This window comes from Microlunatus sp. M237 (assembly GCF_056896895.1).
This window is the reverse complement of sequence record NZ_JBXHBL010000003.1, coordinates 717587-738460: the sequence shown is the minus strand read 5'-3', so window position 1 is coordinate 738460 and position 20874 is coordinate 717587. Positions and strand designations below refer to the sequence as shown.

The following is a 20874-nucleotide window of genomic DNA, read 5'->3' as shown; positions in this document are numbered from 1 at the left end:
CGACAGGGTGTGAGGTCACATCCTGAGCGCGCCGTTCAGCTGCTTCATCTGCTCGATCGCCCACGGGCTGAAGGCGAACGGTGTGGAGGTCATCGCGGATGCCGCTCCCTGCCAGTCGACCCAGGCCCAGTCCATGACCTCGGAAGGATTCGGCGTGAGGGTGACATTCGGATGCACCTGACCGGTGAAGACCGGGCATACCTCGTTCTCCCAGATGCCGCTGACGTCGCGGGCGCGGTAGGCGAAGTCCGGGAGCACGCACGTGAGCGCGGTCACCTCCAGTCCCAGCTCGTCGCGCAGCCGGCGGCGGACTGCGTCCTCCATCGCCTCACCGGGCAACGGGTGCCCGCAGCAGCTGTTCGTCCAGACGCCCGGCCAGGTTCGCTTGCCCAGCGCGCGACGGGTGAGCAGCAGCTGACCGGCCTCGTTGCTGAGATAGAGGGAGAAGGCCAAGTGCAGCGGCGTCTGTTCGGTGTGCACCGTGGACTTGGCCGATGCGCCGATAGGTTCGCCCGCGCTGGTCACCAGCACCACCTGCTCGTCCAATACGGTCACTGGCTCGGCCCACTCGCGCCATTGGTCGTCATGTCAGGGAACAATACCCATGCTGACCACGCCACGCAGGCGATAGTTCGCAGGCTGAGTATTGAGCGGCTCCAGACTCTGGATATTCGAACGTACGTTCGATATGATCACCTCATGACGGCATCCCCGTACGTCCCGGCCGGCTGGCCCGACGCTGTCCGCCCGCCGGGAGCCCACGAGTGGGAACGCACCGCAGTGGCCTACCTGCTGGACTGCTGCCCACCCGACTTCCGGGCCTATCCGGTGCTTCGCCGCCATCCCGTGGTGCTGGCCCGGTTCGCCGCACAATCAGTGGACGCGCAGCATCGGGCGGCCACCGCCGGTCTGGCGGAGGTCCGCGTCACGCTAGGGCGACTGGTGCCACCCGGTGTGGTGCAGGAGGCCGCCGAGGCCTGGCTGGAGCAGACCGCTCGGTTGGCGCGGACCCGACGATCTGTCGATCTGGTGGAGCAGGCGCTACGCGGGACGGTGTTCGTCGCGAAGCTGTGACGCCCACGTTGCATGACGACCGGCTGCCCCCCTCGGGTCGCGGGTCTTCGGGCCCTCAGCCTCTAGGCTGGTCCCATGTCTTCCCTCGCCGCTGTGCCATTGACAGTCCTGCTCGACACCGGCGAGTCGATGGGCGCAGTCGGGGACTGGGCGGTGGCCTTGATGGACCGGCTGGGCGGACCCGGCGCCGGCCTCGCCATCGCGCTGGAGAACCTCTTCCCTCCGCTGCCGAGCGAGGTGATCCTGCCGCTCGCCGGATTCGCGGCCAGCCGCGGCAGCTTCACTCTGGCCGAGGCGCTGATCTGGACCACGCTCGGCTCGGTGATCGGGGCGCTGGTGCTGTACGGCCTGGGCGCGTGGCTCGGCCGCGACCGGATGCGGGCCATCGTCCGGGCGATGCCTCTGGTCGACGTGGCGGACCTCGACCGGACCGAGGCATGGTTCGAGCGGCACGGCACCAAGGCGATCTTCTTCGGCCGGATGATCCCGATCTTTCGCAGCCTGATCTCGCTTCCGGCCGGCATCGAGCGGATGTCGCTGGGAAAGTTCGCCCTGCTCACCCTGGCCGGCAGCGGCGTGTGGAACACGATCTTCGTGCTGGCCGGCTACTACCTCGGCGAGCAGTGGCACGTCGCTGAGGAATACGCCGGGGTGTTCCAGAAGATCGTGATCGCCGCGGTCGTAATCGCCGTGGCCTGGTTCGTGATCAAGCGGGTACGCCGCGTGCGGGCCGGCGAGCACGACGCCGCCGACGCCTGATCAACGGGCACCGCAGGAGTGGCCACCGGGCCACGGGGGCGGTCCGGCGTCGCCGGCCGCAACGCGGCGGGAGAGGTGCTCTCGGCCACACTCGGCGTCCCCGGGCGGTAATCAGACGTAAACTCGGGCCCATGGCGCCCGCACCACACCGACTGCTTGAATCGATCCGAGGTCCTCAGGACCTGCGCGATCTCACCCCGGAGCAGCTGGAGCAGCTGAGCGCCGAGATCCGGTCCTTCTTGGTCCACGAGGTCAGCCGTACCGGTGGCCACCTCGGCCCGAACCTGGGGGTGGTGGAGCTCACTGTCGCGCTGCACCGCGTCTTCGACTCGCCGCGAGACCCGTTCATCTTCGACACCGGGCACCAGAGCTACGTGCACAAGATGCTGACCGGTCGGCAGGACCGGTTCCCGACCCTGCGGCAGAAGGGCGGTCTGTCCGGCTATCCCAGCCGGGCCGAGTCCGAACACGACTGGGTCGAGAACTCGCATGCCTCCACCTCACTGTCCTACGCCGCCGGGCTGGCTCGCTCGCTGCGACAACAGGGCAAACCGGGCACGGTGGTCGCCTTCGTCGGCGACGGCGCCCTGACCGGCGGGATGGCCTGGGAGGCACTGAACAACATCGCCGCCGATGACGACCTCCCGCTGGTGATCGTGGTCAACGACAACGGCCGCTCCTACACCCCGACCGTCGGCGGGCTGGCCCGCCAGCTGACCGCGCTGCGGACGAACCCGCGATACGAGCAGATCCTCGACGTGGTCAAGCGCAATGTCAGCCGGGCCCCGCTGGTCGGCAACGCGGCGTACGACATCCTGCACGGGATCAAGATCGGACTGAAGGACGTCCTGGCCCCGCAGGGCATGTTCTCCGACCTGGGGCTGAAGTATGTGGGGCCGATCGATGGCCACAACATCGCCGCCGTCGAGCGCGGCTTGCAGCAGGCACGACAGTTCGGCGGTCCCGTGCTGGTGCACTGCCTGACCCACAAGGGCAACGGCTTCAAGGCGGCCGAGGACCACGAGGAGGACCGGTTCCACGCCGTCGGCAAGATCAACTCGCTGACCGGCGAGGCGCTCAGTGCCATCACCGCCGAGACCTGGACCGACGTGTTCTCCGAGGAGCTGGTCCGCCTCGGGCGGGCTGACGAGCGGATCGTGGCCATCACCGCCGCCATGATGTATCCCACCGGCCTGCACCGGTTCGCGGCGGCGTTTCCGGACAGGTTCTTCGACGTCGGCATCGCCGAACAGCACGCGGTGACCTCGGCGGCCGGCCTGGCCATGGGCGGTCTCCACCCGGTCGTCGCGCTCTACGCCACCTTCTTGAACCGCGCCTTCGACCAGGTGCTGATGGATGTCGCCCTGCACCGGCTGGGTGTCACCTTCGTCCTCGACCGTGCCGGCGTCACCGGCTCCGACGGAGCCAGTCACAACGGCATGTGGGACATGTCCTTCCTCCAGATCGTCCCCGGTCTGCACCTCAGCGCACCGCGGGACGCCACCCGGCTGCGGGAGGCCCTGGCCACCGCGGTGGGCATCGACGACGCCCCGAGTGTGGTCCGCTACTCCAAGGAGGCCGTCCCCGACGACATCGACGCCATCGACACCGTCGACGGGATCGACGTGCTGCTGCGCACCGAGGGCGCCCGGGTGCTGGTCGTGGCCTTCGGCCAGCTGGTCGGCACCGGCCTGGCCGTCGGCCGCCGGCTGTCGGACCAGGGCATCGGTGTCACCGTCGTCGACCCCGTCTGGGCAATGCCGGTCAACCCCGCTCTGGTCAGGCTCGCCGCCGAGCACGAGCTGGTGATCAGCATCGAGGACAACGGAGTGGTCGGCGGTTGCGGGTCCCGGCTGGCACAGGAGATGCGCTTCGCCGACGTGACCACCCCGATCCGGGAGTTCGGCATCGAGCAACGCTTCCTCGACCACGCGAGCCGCGCCGAGCTCCTCGACGAGCTGGGTCTGACGCCGCAGCGGATCGCCCGGTACGCGGTCGAGGCGATCGTGGCCGGCGAGTCTCCGCTGCCGGCCACCGCGCTGGAGCAGTAGCAACCGCCCGGCCGAGAGCTGCGACCCCGGTCGCAGCAGCCCTCGGCCACGATCGGTCCCCAGTCGGGGTCGACCCCGACTGGCCCCCGATCCAGCCCGCGGCTCCCACCGCAGGCGGAGTGGGGTGGTTAGCGTGTCTGCGTGGTCGTACTCCAGACAGCTCAGCTCACCAAGCGATATCCGCGCGTCACCGCGCTCGACGACCTGACCCTCACCGTGTCTGAGGGCGTCACCGGTCTGGTCGGAGCCAACGGTGCCGGGAAGTCGACGCTGATCAAGATTCTGCTCGGTCTGGTGCCAGCCACCAGCGGGCGAGCCGAGGTCTTCGGTCTCGACGTGGTGACCGAGGGTGCCGCGATCCGTGCCCTGGTCGGTTACATGCCCGAGCACGACTGCCTGCCGGCCGATGTCTCCGCCAGCGACTTCGTCGTCCACATGGGCGAGATGTCAGGTCTGCCGCATGCCGCCGCCCGGGAACGGGCAGCCGACGTGCTCCGACATGTCGGTCTGGCGGAGGAGCGCTACCGGCCGATGGGTGGCTACTCGACCGGGATGAAGCAGCGGGCCAAGCTCGCCCAAGCCCTCGTGCACGATCCGCGGTTGGTCCTGTTGGACGAACCGACCAACGGCCTGGACCCGCAGTCGCGCGACGACATGCTCGCCCTAGTGCGCAAGATCGGCGCCGAGTTCGGTATCGCGGTGCTGGTCACCTCCCACCTGCTCGGCGAGCTGGAGCGGGTCAGTGACCACGTCATCGTGCTGGACGCCGGCCGGCTGCTGCGGTCCTCGGCCACCACCGACTACCTGGACACCACCGGGACCTTGTTGGTGGAGGTGCTGGGCGGCAGCGCCGAGCGCGACCAGATGATGGCGGCGCTGCGGGCCGGCGGTCTGACAGCACGTCCGACCGGCGGGATGATCGAAGTCGAGGCCGGCGACCTGACCGCCTACGACGTCGTCCGCGACAGCGCTGCCGACCTGGGCCTCGGCCTGGTCCGGATGCAGGAGCGCCACCACCGCATCGAGGATGTCTTCCGCAACGAGGAGGCCGGCAGTGTCCAGCCCGTCTGATCTCCAGCCTTCGGGCATCATCCACGACATCGGCTACCGGCCGTACTCGGGTCCACGGCTGGGCGAGGCCGCGGTCAGCTGGTCGCTGTTTCGGACCGGCCTGCGCAACTCCTTCGGTCTGGGCCGCTCCGGCAAGTCCAAGGTGCTGCCGCTGGTCCTGTTCGCCTTGATGGTGCTGCCGGCCGTGATCCTGGTCGCGATCCTGGCGCAGGGCAAGGAGGCGCTCGGGCTGACCGGTCAGATCGTGCCCTACAGCCAATACCCGTCCTTCACCCAGGTGCTCATCTCCGTCTTCGTGGCCGCGCAGGCGCCGGCACTGATCTCACGGGACCTGCGATTCGGCACCATCACCTTGTATCTGGCCCGGCCGCTGCGCCGCAGCACCTACGTGCTGGTGCGGATGGCGTCGCTGACCGCGGCCGTCTTCACGCTGATCGCGGCACCGATGGTGATCCTGTACGCGGGCGGCCTGCTGGCCGACCTGCCGGCGGGGAAGGAGACCAAGGACTTCCTGATCGGGCTGTTGGGCGCGTTCCTGCTGGCAGCTCTGCTGGCGGGGTTGGCAGCCGTCCTCGCCGCCGTCACGACGCGGCGCGGACTTGCGGTCGCGGCCATCATCACGGTGCTGGTGGTCAGCTATACGGTCGTCGCGGCGGTGCAGGGCATCGCGGCCGAGCAGGGGGAGGCCGAGCTGGCCGAGGTGGCCGGGTTGTTCTCGCCGTACACCCTGGTCAACGGCCTGCTGGTGTGGCTGCTCGACACCAGCCCGTCCTCACCCGCGCCGCCGACCGGGGGCACCGGAATCCTCTATCTCGCCGTGACAGCACTGGTGATCCTCGGCTCGGTCGCCGGCATGCTGGCGCGCTACCGGAAGGCAACGGCGATATGACGACGATCGAGCTCGACCACGTCTCGCGGTGGTACAGCAACGTGGTGGCCGTCAACGACGTCTCGATGAGCATCGGACCCGGGGTCACCGGGTTGCTGGGCCCCAACGGAGCAGGCAAGTCCACCCTGATCGCCTTGATGGCCGGCTTCCTCGCGCCGTCGGCGGGCACGGTGACCCTCGACGGTCGGCAGCTGTGGCGCAACGAGCAGGCGTACCGGGCGATCGGCCTGGTGCCCGAGCGCGAGGCCCTCTTCGACTATCTGACCGGTCAGCAGTTCGTCCTGGCCAACGCCCGCCTGCACGGTCTGGCCGACCCCGGTGCGGCGACGCAACGATGCCTCGCCGTGGTCGAGATGGCTGACGCGTCCACGCGCGCGATCAGCACCTATTCCAAGGGCATGCGACAGCGGATCAAGATGGCTTCCGCCCTCGTCCATGACCCGTCGGTGCTGCTGCTGGACGAACCGTTCAACGGGATGGACCCGCGCCAGCGGATGCACCTGATGGACCTGCTGCGCCGGATGGGCGCCGAGGGCCGGACCGTCTTGTTCAGCTCCCACATCCTCGAGGAGGTGGAACAGGTGGCCCGCCAGATCGAGGTCGTGGTCGCCGGTCGCCACGCCGCCTCGGGAGACTTCGGAGCCATCCGCCGGCTGATGACCGACCGGCCCAACCGGTACGTGATCCGGTCCGCCGACGACCGCCGGTTGGCGTCGGTCCTGCTGGGTGATGACTCAGTACGCGGTGTGTCGCTACGACCAGAAGGTGGTGTCGAGGTGGAAGCCAGTGACTTCGGCCGGTTCAGCGGCATGCTGCCGCGGCTGGCCCGCGACGGCGGAGTGCGACTGTTCGACGTGTCACCGACTGACGAGTCACTGGAGAGCGTCTTCTCCTACCTGGTGTCGTCATGAGCGCGCCGGTGAACACCACGGTCGCGTGGCTCGGGCTGCGGAGCCTGTTCGGTCGTCGACGCGGCGCCCTGCTGTTCATCCTGCCGCTGGTGCTGATCGCCCTGGCGGTGGGGGTCCGGGCCCTCGCCGGCGTCGACGTCGACGTCGCCAACCTCGTGCTCTCCCAGCTCGGGCTGGTCATCGTGGTGCCGCTCGTCGCCCTGGTGGCGACCACGGGCGTGATCACCGCGGAGATTGACGACGGGTCGGTGGTCTACCTGCTGGCGAAGCCGCTGTCGCGACACAGCATCGTGGCCAGCAAGCTGGTGGTGGCGATCGGCAGTGTCGTGGTCTTCGCCGCCGTGCCGTTGCTGATCGCGGGACTCATCCTGCAGCCCGACAACGCCTCGCTCGCCGTTGGCTATGCGGTCGGCGGGTTGGTCGGCGGGGTGGCGTACTGTGCCCTGTTCGCCCTCATCTCGGTGCTGACCAGGCATGCCGTCGTCGTCGGCCTGATCTACGTCCTGATCTGGGAAGGCCTGCTGGGCGGCTTGCTGGACGGGGTCCGCTGGCTCAGCGTCGGCCGGTGGTCGGGTGCGTTGACCGACGAGATCGCCACCTCCGGCGCCGACGTCGCCGGCCAGCTGAGCCCGGTGTATGCGGCCTGCGCAACCGCCGTCGTGGTCCTGGCGGCCACCTGGCTGGCCGGCTCGAAGCTTCGCAGCTACAGCTTCACCGGGGACGAGTAGCCCGATCAGGGCCGCGGCCGGCTCCGTTGCGGTCCGAAAGGCGCTGTCCGGGTGTCAGTGGCCGCCACTAGCATTCCGGTCCTCTGCCGTACCCCGCCTCGAGGAGACCGAGAACTATGAATGTCGCCTGCACCTTCCGGGTGGAGTCCTTCGATTCCGTCGACTGGACTCCCGAGATCATCACCGGTGCCCAGACCGGTCACGCGCACATGATCAAGACCTACGAGGGCGGACTCGTCGGCCGGTCTGTGACGCAGTTCAGCTCCGCCTTCGACCCGAGCACCGGTGTCGGCACCTATGTGGCGATGGAGTCGTTCGCCGGCACGTTCGCCGGTCTGTCCGGGTCCTTCAACTACGCCCATTCGGCCACCACGGTGGGCGGGCATGACCGGCTGCACGACCTGCTGGTGATCGTCCCGGGCAGCGGCACCGATCAGCTGGCGGGGCTCAGCGGCTCCGGTCAGCTGACGATCGACGCCGACGGGACCCACCGGATCGAGTTCGACTACGCCCTGTGACGGCGCCAGCGACCGCCCGGCCGATCGCGGCCGCGACCTATCGCCCCGGCTGCGGCGTTGGCTAGGGTGAGCCGACGGCCTCATCGTGGGACCGGCGCGACCCGGAGGTGGACGAGTGAGCGTATTCCGGACCAAGGGCATTGAGGAGTCGATCGCCGACACCGACGAGCCCGGCGGGCAGCTCAAGAAGAACCTGAGCGCCGTCGACCTCACAGTCTTCGGCGTCGGCGTCATTATCGGCGCGGGCATCTTCACCCTCACGGGCCGGGCCGCGGCCACCATCTCCGGTCCCGCGATCGTGATCAGCTTCATCATCTCCGCCGTCTGTTGCGGCCTTGCCGCACTGTGTTACGCCGAGTTCGCCTCCTCCGTGCCGGTGTCCGGGTCGGCCTACACGTTCTCCTACGCCAGCTTGGGCGAGATCGTTGCCTGGATCATCGGCTGGGACCTGCTGCTGGAGCTGATGCTCGGCGCCAGCGTGGTGGCCCAGGGCTGGAGCCAGTACGCCGTGCTGCTGCTGGACAGCTTCGGCGTCACCTGGCCGGCCTCGATCGGCCCGGGCGGCACGGTGGACGTGCTCTCGATGCTGCTGGTGGCGGTGCTGGCCACCTTGATCACGGTCGGGATCAAAGAGTCGATGCGGGTGAACCTGGTCCTGGTCGGAGTGAAGCTGTTCGTCGTGCTGTTCGTCATCGTCGCCGGCATCGGCTACATCAACACTGCCAACTACTCCCCGTTCATCCCGCCCGCGTCGGCCGGCTCCGCGGTGGAGCACTGGTATCAGCAGCCACTGATCCAGACCATCTTCGGGTTGGAGCCGACCGCCTTCGGCGTGGCCGGCATCTTCACCGGTGCGGCGTTGGTGTTCTTCGCCTACATCGGCTTCGACGTGGTCGCCACCACCGCCGAGGAGGCGAAGAACCCGCAGCGCGACCTGCCGATCGGGATCTTCGCCTCGTTGCTGATCTGCACGGTGCTCTATGGCGCGGTCTCGCTGGTCATCACCGGGATGGTGAAGTATGACCAGATCGACCCCAAGGCGGCGCTGGCCGCCGCGTTCACCTCGCTGGGCAAGACGGGTTACGCGACGCTGATCGCCGCCGGGGCGGTCGCCGGCCTGACGACCGTGGTGCTGACGCTGATGATCGGCGCCACCCGGGTGGTGTTCGCCATGTCGCGTGACCATCTGCTGCCGCCGGTGATGAGCAAGGTGCATCCCCGGTTCCAGACGCCGTACGTGATCACGGTGATCATCGGTGTGATCACTATGCTGGTCGCGGGCCTGACCCCGATCGGCAAGCTCGAGGAGATGGTGAACATCGGCACGCTGACCGCGTTCATCCTGGTCTCGGTCGGCATCGTGATCCTGCGGCGTACCCGCCCCGACCTGCCGCGGGCGTTCCGAGTCCCGTTCTCGCCGGTGCTGCCGATCCTGTCGGCCGCGATCTGCTTCTATCTGACGCTGAACCTGTCGGTCGAGACCTGGCTGCGGTTCGTCATCTGGATGGCGATCGGCTTCGCCATCTACTTCCTCTACGGCCACCGCAAGGCGCGCGTGGGCACTGGGGAGACGCTGACCGACATGAACAGCTCGGTGCGCTGAGGCGGCTCCCGCCAGCCGACGCGACCGCGGCGGTCAGCCCTCGGCAGGCACCGTCCGGACGCTGGCCACACCCGCTGGCAGGAAGGTGCGACCGATCACCTTCTCCGAGATGCCCTCCCGGTCGAGGTAGGGCGTGATGCCGCCGAGATGGAACGGCCAGCCGGCTCCCAGGATCAGGCACAGGTCGACGTCCATCGGCGCCGCCACGACCTTCTCGGCCAGCATCAGCCCGATCTCCTCCGCGATCGCACTGAGCGCGCGGATGCGTACCTCCTCCGCGGTGCTGGGCCGGTTCCCGATCGTGAACAGCTCCCGCGTCTCGTCCGACACGTAGGTCGTGCCGTCCCCGTTCCAGTCGTAGATCCCGCGCCGTCCCGCCTCGACCAGCGCCTTGAGGTTGGCCGAGACGTTGAACCGGTCGCCGAAGGCCTCGTGCAGCGTCTCGTTGACGTGCAGGCCGATGGCCGGCCCGACCAGCTGCAGCAGCACGAAGGGTGACATGGGCAGGCCGAGGGGACGCAGGGCGGCGTCGGCGACCTCGATCGGGGTGCCTTCGTCGACCGCCTGGGTGACCTCGCTCATCAGCCGGGTCAGCACCCGGTTCACCACGAACGCCGGTGCGTCGGACACCAGCACGGCGTTCTTCTTCAGGGTCCGGGCCACCGCGAGCGCGGTGGCCAGTGTCGGGTCGTCGGTCCGCTCGGCGCGGACGACCTCCAGCAGCGGCAGCACGGCGACCGGGTTGAAGAAGTGGAACCCGACCACCCGTTCCGGATGCTGCAGACCGTCGGCCATCGCGGTCACCGACAGTGAGGAGGTGTTGGTGGCCAGGACGCAGGTGGGGTCGACGTGGCGCTCCAGCTCGGCGAACACCTGCTGCTTGACGCCGAGCTCCTCGAAGACGGCTTCGATGACGAAGTCGCAGCCGGCGAAGTCGGCCTGGTCGGTGGTGCCGGTGACAAGGGCCTTGAGCCGATTGGCGTGGTCGCTGGAGATCCGGCGCTTGCCCAGCTGGGTGTCGATCTCCCCGTGGACGTACGCCACCCCGGCGGCCACCCGGTCGGCGTCGAGGTCGGAGATGGTGACCGGGACCTGCAGCTGGCGGACGAAGAGCCAGGCCAGCTGGCTGGCCATCAGACCGGCGCCGACCACACCGACGGCGGTGACCGGTCGGGCCAGCGCCGTGTCGGGCGCCCCGGCCGGATGCTTGGCGCGCTTCTGCACCAGCTCGAAGGCGTACAGCCCGGCCCGCAGCTCCGGACTGAGCAGCAGATCGGCCAGAGCGGCATCCTCGGCCGCGAACGCCTCGAGCCGGTCCGCGGTGCGGGCCGCGGCGATCAACTCGAGCGCCCGATACGGAGCCGGCGCCGCGCCGGACACCTTGAGGTCGACGAAGGCGCGGCCCTCGGCCACCGCCTCGTCCCAGGCGGCGCTCCGGTCGGGTTCGACCCGGTCGACCACGGTCGAGCCGGCCACGATCGACCCGGCCCAATCGAGGGATCGTTCGAGGAAGTCGGCGCCGTCGAAGATCGCGTCGACGACCCCGAGGGCGTATGCGTCACGAGCCTTCAGCATCCGGTTCTGGCTGAGTGCGTTCTCGATGATCACCCGCACCGCACCTTCGGCGCCGATCAGGTTGGGCAGCAGAAAGGCGCCGCCCCAGCCGGGCACCATGCCGAGGAAGCACTCCGGCAACGCCAACCCGGCCGCCGCGGCCGACACGGTCCGGTAGTGGCAGTGCAGCCCGATCTCCAAGCCGCCACCGAGCGCCAGCCCGTTGTAGAAGGTGAAGGTCGGCACGGTGGCGTCGGTCAGCTTGGCGAAGACCGCGTGTCCGATCTTGGCGATGGTCTCCGCCTGTTCCCGCTCGGTGATCTGCGGTACGCCCGTCAGGTCGGCTCCGGCGGCGAAGATGAACGGCTTGCCGGTGATCGCGACCGCCGTCACGTCCTCGCGGGCCAGCGCGGCGTCGATGGCGGCGTTCAGCGAGGCAAGGCTGCGCGGGCCGAGGGTGTTGGGTCGGCGATGGTCATGGCCGTTGTCGAGGGTGATGAGTACGGCCGTCGTGCCGGCGTGCGGCAGGATCACGTCGCGGCTGAGGGCCCGGGTGACCACCTCACCCTCGGTGAGGGCGGACGCGCGGGCCAGCAGCGCCTCGAGATCGGTGCTCATCGGGTCACTCCTGCGTCGCGGTGGTGGGGGTTCTCCCAGATGACGGTGCCACCCATGCCGAGGCCGATGCACATGGTGGTGATCCCGTAGCGAACCTCAGGGTGCTCGCGGAAGCTCCGGGCGAGATGGATCATCAGCCGGACGCCGGAGCTGGCCAGCGGATGGCCCAGGGCGATGGCGCCGCCGTAGGGGTTGACCCGGTCGTCGTCGGCGTCGACGCCGAAGTGGTCCAAGAAGGCGAGCACCTGCACCGCGAAGGCCTCGTTGATCTCGAAGGCGCCGATGTCGTCGATGCTCAATCCGGCCAGCCGCAGGGCTCGCTCGGTGGAGGGGATCGGACCGACCCCCATCACCTCCGGATCGACACCGGCGAAGGCATACGACACGAGCCGCATCGCCACCGGCAGTCCGAGCTCGGCCGCGGTGGTCTCGGCGGCCACCAGCGCGGCCGTCGCTCCGTCGTTGAGCCCGGCCGCGTTGCCCGGGGTGACCCGGCCGTGGGAGCGGAACGGGGTCTTCAGGGTGGCCAGCGCCTCGCGGGTGGTGCCCGGTCGTGGTGGCTCGTCCATGGTTGCCAGACCCCAGCCGTACTCGGTGCTGCGGGTGGCGATCGGCACCAGCGACTCCTGGATGACGCCGGCACGGTAGGCCGTGGCCACCCGTGATTGGCTGAGCACGGCGAACGCGTCGGCGCGGTCCTTGGTGATGGCGGGGAACCGGTCGTGCAGGTTCTCGGCCGTGGAGCCCATCACCAGCGCCGACGGGTCGACCAGCTTCTCGGCGACGATCCGTGGGTTCGGATCGACGCCCTCACCCATCGGGTGATGGCCCATGTGCTCCACCCCGCCGGCGATGGCGACGTCGTAGGCACCGAAGGCGATCCCGGACGCCACGCTGGTCACGGCGGTCATGGCGCCGGCGCACATCCGGTCGATGGCATAGCCCGGAACTGACCGGGGGAGCCCGGCGAGCAGGGCAGCGGTCCGGCCGATGGTGAGGCCCTGGTCGCCGGTCTGGGTAGTGGCTGCGATGGCGACCTCATCGACCCGCTCCGGTGGCAGCTCGGGGTGCCGACGCATCAGCTCGCGGATGCAGTTCACCACCAGGTCATCGGCCCGGGTCTCGGCGTAGAGAGAGCCGGCCTTGCCGAACGGGGTACGGACGCCGTCGACGAAGACGACCTCACGGGATTCACGGGGCATGGCTGTCATATTACTCACGAGTAACAACCTGCGACGGGGTCGTGAGAATTTGCCGGCGATCAGCTGACGGGGTCGGTCTCGCTCTTCTCGACGTCCGAGGCGGCCACCGCCGGGACTGGCTGGGCGCTGCTAGTTCCAGCCTGATCAGCGGCCAGCATCGCCTCGGTGATCAGCTCGACGGTCTGCTCCCGCTGCCACGGGCGGGCACCGAGCGCCGCCAGCGCGGCATCGACGGTCTCGGTCGTCAGCGGGGTGGGGGGTCGCCAGGCCACCCGACGGACGAAGTCGGGAGTGAGCAGGTTCTCGATCGGGAGCCTCAGCTCCGCCGCCCGTGCGGTGAGCGCGTCGCGGACCTTGGTCAACCGGAGCGCAGCCGCCGGGTCCTTGGCCGCCCAGAGGCGGGCCTGAGGGGGGCCGTCATTGGGCAGGTGCATCGCCGGCAGCTGAGAGTCGGTCAGCGCCTGCACCCGGGTCACCGCGCTCAGCCAGGTCGACTCGAACCGCTTCGCCTGACGGCGGGAGAACAGCGCGATCTGTCGCATCGCCGCCCGGTCGGGCGTCGGCGCGGCTGCCAGCTCGGAGATGGCAGCGTCACCCAGGATCTTGCCCGGCGCCCGGTCGAGCCGCTGGGCGATCTCGTCCCGGGCTGCCCACAGCTCGGCGACGTAGGCCAGCCCTCGCCGGGTGCGTACCTTGTGAATGCCCGAGGTGCGGCGCCACGGGTCGGTCCGAGGTTCGTTGGCGGTGCCGGCGCCGGCGGCGAGTGCGGCGAACTCCTGGCGCGCGAACTCGGCCTTGCCCGCCTCCTCCAGCTCGGCGGCGAGGACGTTGCGCAGCTCGACCAGCAGCTCCACGTCCAACGCGGCGTAGGTGAGCCAGTCGGCGGGCAGGGGCCGGGTCGACCAGTCCGACGCGGAATGCTCCTTCAGCAGACGTACGCCGAAGTGCTCCTCGATCAGCGTCCCCAGCGCCACCCGCGGATAGCCGAGCAGTCGTCCGGCGAGCTCGGTGTCGAACAGCGTCCGCGGCACCATGCCGACCTCGAACAGGCAGGGCAGGTCCTGGCTGGCTGCGTGGATGACCCACTCGCAGTCGGCGATGGCCTCGCCCAGCCGGCTCAGATCGGCCGGCTGCCCGAAGGCGATCGGGTCGACCAGGTGGGTGCCGGAGCCGGCCCGGCGCAGCTGGATCAGGTACGCCCGCTGGCTGTAGCGGAACCCGTGAGCGCGTTCGGCGTCCACGGCGACGGGCCCGGTGCCCGCCCGTAGTGCCTCGATGGCGGCGTCCAGGGCCTCGTCGGTGGTGATCACCGCGGGCACGCCGTCGGCCGGCTCGGTCAGCAGCGGGACTGGTGCGTCATCCACCTCGACGGCGGAGTGTCCGCCCGCCTGGGATCCGGTGGACCCCACGCTCAGGTCGTCATCGCGCGTGGGGTCGGACGAGCCGGGCTCGGGCGTACGAAGTGTGTCTGTCAACGTCTCCGCGGTTTTCGGGTCGGTGGGGTCCGCCGAGAGGGCATCGCAACCACGCCGGCGGGCAGCGGGGGGAGCCCCGCCGTCGTACAGAGTAGTTCACCCCACGCCTGAAGATGATGGGTCAATCCGGCCTGGTCGCTCAGCTGCGGCGTCCACGACGCGCGGATCTCGACCTCGGCCCGCGGCGGGTCCTCGACCATTCCACCGAAGGACTCACTCGACACCGAGGTCACGGTGCCGCTGGGCGCCACGTAGTCGGCCTGGTGGGCGTCCAGGGCATCGATCAGCCAGGACCAGCCGACGGTCGCCAGCAACGGGTCGGTGACCATCTCGGGATCGATGTCGGCCCGGGCGAAGGTGACGCAGCGGAAGGTGCCCTGCCAGGCAGCGTTGCCGGCCGGATCGTGCAGCAGGATCAGTCGCCCGCTGCCGACGTCTTCGCCGCCCACCACGACATCAGCGGTGATGGCCGCGGAGAAGGGCGCGATCCGCTGCGGGGCCGGGATCTCCTCGACCAGCAGCTCGGGGCGCCAGGCCGCGGTCATCAGCTCTTGTGCGGCGCGCCGAAAGAGATCCGGTGTCGGTGACGCGTCCATCGTTGCTCCCACCAGGCGAGCCTATGGGCGGGGGGTGTGGTAGAGGCACTCGACGCGCCGAAACGGCGCTGCTCGTGAAAGAGTTCACGGGTGCTCACCTCTTCTTCGGTCTTCCTTGCCGCCTGCCGCCGGACCCAGCTCGACGACCGCGTGCCGGTCTGGTTCATGCGTCAGGCCGGGCGGTCGCTGCCGGAATACAAGGCTGTCCGCCAAGGGGTGCCGATGCTCGACAGCTGCACCCGACCGGACCTGGTGACCGAGATCACGCTGCAGCCCGTCCGGCGCTATGGCGTCGACGCCGCCATCTTCTACTCCGACATCATGGTGCCGCTCAAGGCGGTCGGCGTCGATCTCGATATCGTCCCGGGCACCGGTCCGGTCATCGCCGCGCCGATCCGCAGCCGGGCCGACCTGGCCGTGCTGCGAGGCCTGGAGCCCACCGACGTGGAGTACGTCACCGAGGCCGTCTCGTTCCTGGTGGCCGAGCTGGGCGAGCGCCCGCTGATCGGCTTCGCCGGCGCGCCGTTCACCCTCGCCAGCTATCTGGTCGAGGGCGGCCCAAGCAAGGACTACGCCCGGACCAAGTCCCTGATGGTCAGCGAGCCGGAGATCTGGGACGAGTTGTGCTCGCGGCTCGCCGACATCTCTGCGGCCTTCCTCGCGGTCCAGGTGGCGGCCGGGGCCAGTGCTGTGCAGCTGTTCGACTCCTGGGCCGGCAGCTTGTCGGCGGCCGACTACGCCCGCTACGTCCAGCCGTACTCGGCCCGGGTCCTGGCGCGGATCGGCGAGCTGGGCGTCCCCCGAATCCACTTCGGGGTGGGCACATCGGAGCTGCTCGCTCTGATGGGTGGCGCCGGCGCCGACGTCGTCGGGGTGGACTGGCGTACGCCGCTGGCCGAGGCCAGCCGGCGGATCGGGCCCGACTATGCCGTTCAAGGCAATCTCGACCCGGCACTGCTCACCGCACCGTGGCCGATTCTGGCCGAACGGGTGCGCGAGGTCGTCAGGTCGGGTGCCGCCGCACCGGGGCATGTCTTCAACCTCGGCCACGGCGTGCCGCCGACCACCGACCCGGCCGTGCTCGGTCGGATCGTGGAGCTGGTGCACACGGAGGGTCCGCAGCTGCGGGCCGAGGCCCGCGCGACAGGCGCCTGAGTCATGGTCGACGCGGTGGTGGTCGGCGGTGGGGTGGCAGGCCTGAGCGCGGCCCGGACCCTGGCCCTCGCCGGTGCCTCGGTTCGGGTGCTCGAGGCATCGGACCGGCTGGGCGGCAAGCTCGATTCCGTCAACCTGGACGGTGTCCGGGTGGATACCGGGGCGGAGTCGGTGCTGGCCCGGCGACCCGAGGCCGTGGACCTGGCGGCGGCCCTTGGGCTGACCGAGCAGCTGGTGCACCCGAGAACCGCGAAGGCGCAGGTGCTGATCGAACATCAGATCCGCGCGCTGCCGCCGCAGGCGATGGGCGTACCGGTGGACCTGGAGCGGCTGGCGGGCTATCTGAGCGACGACGGGTTGGCCCGGGCGCGACAGGAACCGGCGCTGCCCGCCCCGGCGCTGGAGGGCGACGTCGGGATCGGGCGCTACGTGGACGAACGGTTCGGCCCGGAGGTGACCGATCGACTGCTGGAGCCGCTGCTGGGCGGTGTCTATGCCGGCCACGCGCGAGACCTCTCTTTCGCCGCGGTATCGCCGCGGCTCTACGAGTCGGCACGCGCGGGCGGTTCGCTGCTTGAGCACGCTCGTTCCCTCAGTCCGACCACGGCGAGTGGTCCCGTGTTCGCCGGGTTGCCCGGTGGCGTCTCGGGTCTGGTGGACGCGCTGGTCGCCGACCTCACTCGGTTGGGGGTCGAGCTGCGGACCGGCACCGCTGTCCGCGGGCTGGACCGACGATCCGACGGCAGGTTCACGCTCACCTGTGGGCCGGTGCCGGCGGCGGAGACCATCGGCGCCGACGCGGTGGTGCTGGCCGCTCCAGCCACGCCGACGGCGAGGCTGCTGGACGTGCTGCTGCCGGCTCAGGCCGCCGCGCTGGCCGCGATCCCGTACGCCTCGATGGCCGTGGTCACTCTGGTCGTGCGCGGCGCGGAGCTGACGGGGTCCGGTCTGCTGGTGCCACCGGGGCAGCTGCCCACGATCAAGGCGTTCACCTTCTCCAGCGCCAAGTGGGACTGGGTGGCAGAGCGGGCGCGTGCGACCTGGGGTGACGGCGTGGCGGTCGTCCGGGCGAGTGTCGGCCGCCTCGGCGAGGAGCACCTGCTGCAGCTCGACGATGACCGGCTGCTGGAGCGGACCTTCGCCGAGGCTCGCACCGTCCAGGGCTGGGCGGGCGCGGAGCTGCTCACCGCAGCCGTGCGTCGCTGGGGCGGTGCGCTGCCGCAGTATCTGGTCGGTCATGGCCCGATGGTGGCCGGACTACGCCGGGCGGTGGCCGAGATCCCTGGCCTGGCCGTGGCCGGGGCCGCGCTGGACGGGGTCGGGATCGCTGCCTGCATCGGGACCGGCACCCGCGCGGCTCAGGACGCCCTCACCGGACTGGGCTGACCGGACCGGGCTGACCAGACTGGCCTGACCGGACTGGGCTGACCGGACTGGGGCGGAGCCCGGGTGGGCTGCCCCCGGGGGAGCACCGCGCTGCGAGGGCGACCGACAATAGAACCAACGCAACAGAGAGGCACAGATGAAAGCGCGCGATATCAACGACACCATTCGCTACACCATGTGGTCCGTCTACCGCCGGGCTCAACCACTCAGCGCTCCGGCGGAGAAGCTGGCCGAGGCGGGACTGACTGCGGTGGCAGCCGCGACCGAGGGTGGGGACGTGGTCATCCGCGGCTGGTACGACGTGGCCGGCCTCCGCGCCGACGCCGACCTGATGGTGTGGTGGCACGCCCCGACCTCCGAAGCGCTGCAGGACGCCTACCACGCCTTGCGCCGGTCACCACTCGGCGACCACCTGGAGCCGGTGTGGTCCCAGCTGGCTCTGCATCGACCGGCGGAGTTCAACAAGGGTCACGTACCGGCGTTCATGCAGGGCGAGGAGCCCAAGGCGCACCTGTGTGTCTATCCGTTCGTACGCTCCTACGAGTGGTACCTGCTGCCGGACGAGGAGCGCCGGGCCATGCTCAGCGAGCACGGGATGATGGCCCGGCCGTTCCCCGACGTCCGCGCCAACACGGTGTCGTCCTTCGCCCTCGGCGACTACGAGTGGATGCTGGCATTCGAGGCCGACGAGCTGCACCGCATCGTCGATCTGATGCGCGAGCTGCGTTCCGCCGAGGCCCGTCGTCATACCCGCGAGGAGACTCCGTTCTACACCGGCCGCCGCCGGGAGCTGGCCACGATTCTCGGCACCTGGTGAGACAGCAGCGGGACCACATCCCGGCGGGATGCGGTGCCGCGACGTCGGCGTTGCGAGCTCAGGCTTCCTCGGGCTCCAGCGTCAGGCTGATCGAGTTGATGCAGTACCGCAGGTCGGTCGGGTTGTCATAGCCCTCGCCCTCGAAGACGTGCCCCAGATGCGAGTTGCACGCAGCACAGCGGACCTCGACCCGCTTCATGAACATGGTCTTGTCCTCGATATACACCACCCGGTCCTCAGCGAGTGGTGCGAAGAACGACGGCCAGCCGCAGTGCGACTCGAACTTGGTGGTGCTGCGGAACAGTTCGGTGCCGCAGGCGCGACATCGATAGATGCCCCGGGTCGTGGTGTCGGTGTATTCGCCGGTGAACGGCCGTTCGGTGCCCGCCTCGCGCAGCACGTGATATTCGGCAGGACTCAGCTGCGCCCGCCATTCCTGCTCGGACTTGACCACCTTGCCCACCTGGGCCGCAGGTCCGGTGCTGGATACGTCGGTCATGATCTCTCCTCCTCCGATCGGGACGCCGCCGCTTCCGCCCCGGCCGGGCGGGCGTGCCGCGCTTCTGGTCAACCCGGGCTGCGACCAGCCTATTCCGCTCCGTAGCGGACACCGGATGGCCCATCGTCGGCCCGGCTACGGGGCGAGCCGGCGCCACCGGTCGCGACGGACCTCTTCGGTGGGTCCGGTGCCGGCGGGCGTGCGGACAGTCCGTCTTCTGCCCGGGCCCATCACTCGCCTGACACGGCCCTGTGCGCCGGCGGTCGACGGTCAACCTGCGCATCCCGCGGTGCCCCGACACCCGAGCCCGAGGCGCGAGGCCGAACGTCCGATGAGCGACGAGTCCATTCGCTGAGACTATTCAGTCAAAAGTTGGAGCCGATATAGCGCAATGGACGCGTGTTCGGAGCCGCATCATTCATTCTGAATGATGCCTGATCCGGTGACCGGGCCGTAGCGTCGTGATCCGGGACAGTCAGCGGAAGGACGTGAGTCATGGCTCGACAGCAAGATCATCAGCCCTCACCTGCGCGAGCACAGGCACCTGCTCGAACATTCATCAGCTGGACGTCGATGGCGATCCTCATCGCCACGGCCGTGGCCAGCGTCCGTGGTCTGCCGGCCATGGCCGCCTACGGGTGGGCGTCGATCTTCCTCTACGTCCTGCCCGCGATCTTGTTCATGGTGCCGGTGGCGTTGGTGGCCGCAGAGTTGGCCAGCGGGTGGAAGGGTGGAGTCTTCGTCTGGGTCAAGGAAGCCTATGGCGACCGAATCGGCTTCATCGCCATCTGGCAGCAGTGGATGCAGAACGTCGCGTGGTATCCGGCCCAGCTGGCCTTCTTCGCGTCTGCGCTCGCGTACGTGTTCAATCCAGCGCTCGCCAACTCCGGCATCTTCACCGGTCTGGTGATCCTCATCGTGTATTGGCTCTCAACGCTCATCGCCACCCGTGGTATCGATGCGTTCGCCAAGGTGGGGACCTGGGGCTTCCTGCTCGGCACGATCGTGCCGTCCGCGGCATTGATCATCTTCGCTTTCGTGTTCATCCAGGACGGCGGCGTCTCGAACCTCGCGCCCGTCAGTGACGCGCAATGGTTCCCGACCTTCACCGGACTGGCCAGCATTGTGCTCATCGTGAGCAACTTCCTTTCCTACGCCGGGATGGAGATGAACGCGGTCCACGTTGTTGACATGCGCAAGCCCGGCAAGGAGTTCCCCAAGGCCATCATCTTGTCGGTCGTGCTCATCCTGTTCGTCTTCATCCTGCCGACCCTCGCCATCTCCGTCGGGGTGCCGGGGTCCACCGTCAACCTGACCCAGGGCGTGCTCCAGGCCTTCGACGTCTTCTTCGGGCACATCGGGATTCCCTGGGGTACCACAGTGATGGCCCTGCTGATCGTGGTAGGGATCCTGGCTTCGGTCGTGACCTGGATTCCCGGACCGAGCCGTGGCCTTCTCCTGGTCGGCAAGGAAGGCTATCTCCCGCCTCGCTTGCAGAAGACGAACAACCGGGGAATGCAGGTTCCGATCATGATGGTCCAAGGCATCATCGTGACCGCAATGGCCATCCTGTTCGCGATCCTCCCGTCGGTGCAGTCCGTCTTCTGGATTCTGACGGCGATGGCCGTACAGCTCTATCTGATCATGTACATGCTCATGTTCCTGGCCGCGATGCGACTGCGTCGCACGCACCCCGACGTAAAGCGCGGGTTCCGGACCCCCGCGATGACGCTCGTCGGATCGGTCGGTCTGGTGGCCAGCGCGGCAGCCTTCCTGCTCGGGTTCGTCGAGCCATCGGGAAACGCCGACTCAACCCCTCAGAGCATCTACATCCTGATTCTCGTGGCGGGCATCGTCGTTCTCGGCGTCTGGCCGTTGATCTTGTACAAGCTGCGTAAGCCGGGCTGGAAGATCGAGCCGTCCGCGGACAGCACCCACACCGACACACCAGTTCAGGAGACGTGAGCC

Annotated in this window: 19 protein-coding genes; 13 read left to right on the top strand and 6 right to left on the bottom strand. The window is 69.1% G+C overall.

What is annotated here, in order from left to right; genetic code table 11:
* Positions 1 to 15 precede the first annotated feature (15 nt).
* Complete coding sequence (gene idi, locus AC1XX3_RS14510) at positions 16 to 555, bottom strand: isopentenyl-diphosphate Delta-isomerase (RefSeq protein WP_483321845.1); 540 nt, start codon at positions 553 to 555, stop codon at positions 16 to 18.
* Positions 556 to 699: 144 nt separating this feature from the next.
* Here idi and AC1XX3_RS14505 point away from each other — a divergent pair, with 144 nt between their 5' ends.
* The 9 genes from AC1XX3_RS14505 (at position 700) to AC1XX3_RS14465 (ending at position 9604) form a co-directional block, all read left to right on the top strand.
* The gene (locus AC1XX3_RS14505; RefSeq protein WP_483321844.1) at positions 700 to 1074 is read left to right on the top strand and encodes a hypothetical protein; all 375 of its coding nucleotides are present in this window, start codon (positions 700 to 702) and stop codon (positions 1072 to 1074) included.
* Between the two features lie 75 nt (positions 1075 to 1149).
* Positions 1150 to 1833 carry a DedA family protein gene (locus AC1XX3_RS14500; protein ID WP_483321843.1) on the top strand — a complete coding sequence of 228 codons (684 nt, stop codon included), beginning with the start codon at positions 1150 to 1152 and terminating at the stop codon, positions 1831 to 1833.
* A gap of 131 nt (positions 1834 to 1964) precedes the next feature.
* The gene (dxs, locus tag AC1XX3_RS14495; RefSeq protein ID WP_483321842.1) at positions 1965 to 3884 is read left to right on the top strand and encodes a 1-deoxy-D-xylulose-5-phosphate synthase; all 1920 of its coding nucleotides are present in this window, start codon (positions 1965 to 1967) and stop codon (positions 3882 to 3884) included.
* 141 nt (positions 3885 to 4025) lie between these two features.
* Positions 4026 to 4955: an ABC transporter ATP-binding protein gene (locus AC1XX3_RS14490; RefSeq protein WP_483321841.1), complete on the top strand. Its 930-nt coding sequence runs from the start codon at positions 4026 to 4028 to the stop codon at positions 4953 to 4955.
* A complete protein-coding gene (locus tag AC1XX3_RS14485; RefSeq protein WP_483321840.1) occupies positions 4939 to 5844 on the top strand; it encodes an ABC transporter permease in 906 nt (301 codons plus the stop codon). The genes AC1XX3_RS14490 and AC1XX3_RS14485 overlap by 17 nt, the downstream gene beginning before the upstream one ends.
* Complete coding sequence (locus AC1XX3_RS14480; RefSeq protein WP_483321839.1) at positions 5841 to 6755, top strand: ABC transporter ATP-binding protein; 915 nt, start codon at positions 5841 to 5843, stop codon at positions 6753 to 6755. Before AC1XX3_RS14485 ends, AC1XX3_RS14480 begins: the two co-directional genes overlap by 4 nt.
* The gene (locus AC1XX3_RS14475; protein ID WP_483321838.1) at positions 6752 to 7483 is read left to right on the top strand and encodes an ABC transporter permease; all 732 of its coding nucleotides are present in this window, start codon (positions 6752 to 6754) and stop codon (positions 7481 to 7483) included. Before AC1XX3_RS14480 ends, AC1XX3_RS14475 begins: the two co-directional genes overlap by 4 nt.
* Positions 7484 to 7599: 116 nt before the next feature.
* Positions 7600 to 8001 carry a DUF3224 domain-containing protein gene (locus AC1XX3_RS14470; protein ID WP_483321837.1) on the top strand — a complete coding sequence of 134 codons (402 nt, stop codon included), beginning with the start codon at positions 7600 to 7602 and terminating at the stop codon, positions 7999 to 8001.
* Positions 8002 to 8116: 115 nt separating this feature from the next.
* Positions 8117 to 9604 (top strand): amino acid permease, encoded by a 1488-nt coding sequence (locus AC1XX3_RS14465; RefSeq protein ID WP_483321836.1) that lies wholly within the window; start codon positions 8117 to 8119, stop codon positions 9602 to 9604.
* A 33-nt stretch (positions 9605 to 9637) separates the two neighbouring features.
* Here the strand turns inward: AC1XX3_RS14465 and AC1XX3_RS14460 are convergent, their stop codons facing one another.
* The 4 genes from AC1XX3_RS14460 to AC1XX3_RS14445 form a co-directional block, all read right to left on the bottom strand.
* Positions 9638 to 11776 carry a 3-hydroxyacyl-CoA dehydrogenase NAD-binding domain-containing protein gene (locus AC1XX3_RS14460; RefSeq protein WP_483321835.1) on the bottom strand — a complete coding sequence of 713 codons (2139 nt, stop codon included), beginning with the start codon at positions 11774 to 11776 and terminating at the stop codon, positions 9638 to 9640.
* Positions 11773 to 12978 (bottom strand): thiolase family protein, encoded by a 1206-nt coding sequence (locus tag AC1XX3_RS14455; protein ID WP_483321834.1) that lies wholly within the window; start codon positions 12976 to 12978, stop codon positions 11773 to 11775. The genes AC1XX3_RS14460 and AC1XX3_RS14455 overlap by 4 nt, the downstream gene beginning before the upstream one ends.
* A gap of 59 nt (positions 12979 to 13037) precedes the next feature.
* Positions 13038 to 14387 carry an HRDC domain-containing protein gene (locus tag AC1XX3_RS14450; RefSeq protein ID WP_483321833.1) on the bottom strand — a complete coding sequence of 450 codons (1350 nt, stop codon included), beginning with the start codon at positions 14385 to 14387 and terminating at the stop codon, positions 13038 to 13040.
* Positions 14388 to 14449: 62 nt separating this feature from the next.
* Positions 14450 to 15061, bottom strand: a complete 612-nt coding sequence (locus AC1XX3_RS14445; protein ID WP_483321832.1) for a DUF3000 domain-containing protein — start codon at positions 15059 to 15061, stop codon at positions 14450 to 14452.
* Between the two features lie 78 nt (positions 15062 to 15139).
* Here AC1XX3_RS14445 and hemE point away from each other — a divergent pair, with 78 nt between their 5' ends.
* The 3 genes from hemE to hemQ all read left to right on the top strand — a co-directional run bounded on the left by hemE (position 15140) and on the right by hemQ (position 18407).
* The gene (hemE, locus tag AC1XX3_RS14440) at positions 15140 to 16204 is read left to right on the top strand and encodes a uroporphyrinogen decarboxylase (RefSeq protein WP_483321831.1); all 1065 of its coding nucleotides are present in this window, start codon (positions 15140 to 15142) and stop codon (positions 16202 to 16204) included.
* 3 nt (positions 16205 to 16207) lie between these two features.
* The gene (hemG, locus tag AC1XX3_RS14435) at positions 16208 to 17590 is read left to right on the top strand and encodes a protoporphyrinogen oxidase (protein ID WP_483321830.1); all 1383 of its coding nucleotides are present in this window, start codon (positions 16208 to 16210) and stop codon (positions 17588 to 17590) included.
* A gap of 136 nt (positions 17591 to 17726) precedes the next feature.
* Positions 17727 to 18407 carry a hydrogen peroxide-dependent heme synthase gene (gene hemQ, locus AC1XX3_RS14430; RefSeq protein WP_483321829.1) on the top strand — a complete coding sequence of 227 codons (681 nt, stop codon included), beginning with the start codon at positions 17727 to 17729 and terminating at the stop codon, positions 18405 to 18407.
* A gap of 58 nt (positions 18408 to 18465) precedes the next feature.
* On the opposite strand, the gene msrB is transcribed toward hemQ, so the two are convergent.
* Positions 18466 to 18906 (bottom strand): peptide-methionine (R)-S-oxide reductase MsrB, encoded by a 441-nt coding sequence (msrB, locus tag AC1XX3_RS14425; RefSeq protein ID WP_483321828.1) that lies wholly within the window; start codon positions 18904 to 18906, stop codon positions 18466 to 18468.
* Between the two features lie 495 nt (positions 18907 to 19401).
* Here msrB and gadC point away from each other — a divergent pair, with 495 nt between their 5' ends.
* Positions 19402 to 20871 (top strand): glutamate/gamma-aminobutyrate antiporter GadC, encoded by a 1470-nt coding sequence (gene gadC, locus AC1XX3_RS14420; RefSeq protein ID WP_483321827.1) that lies wholly within the window; start codon positions 19402 to 19404, stop codon positions 20869 to 20871.
* Positions 20872 to 20874: the final 3 nt, after the last annotated feature.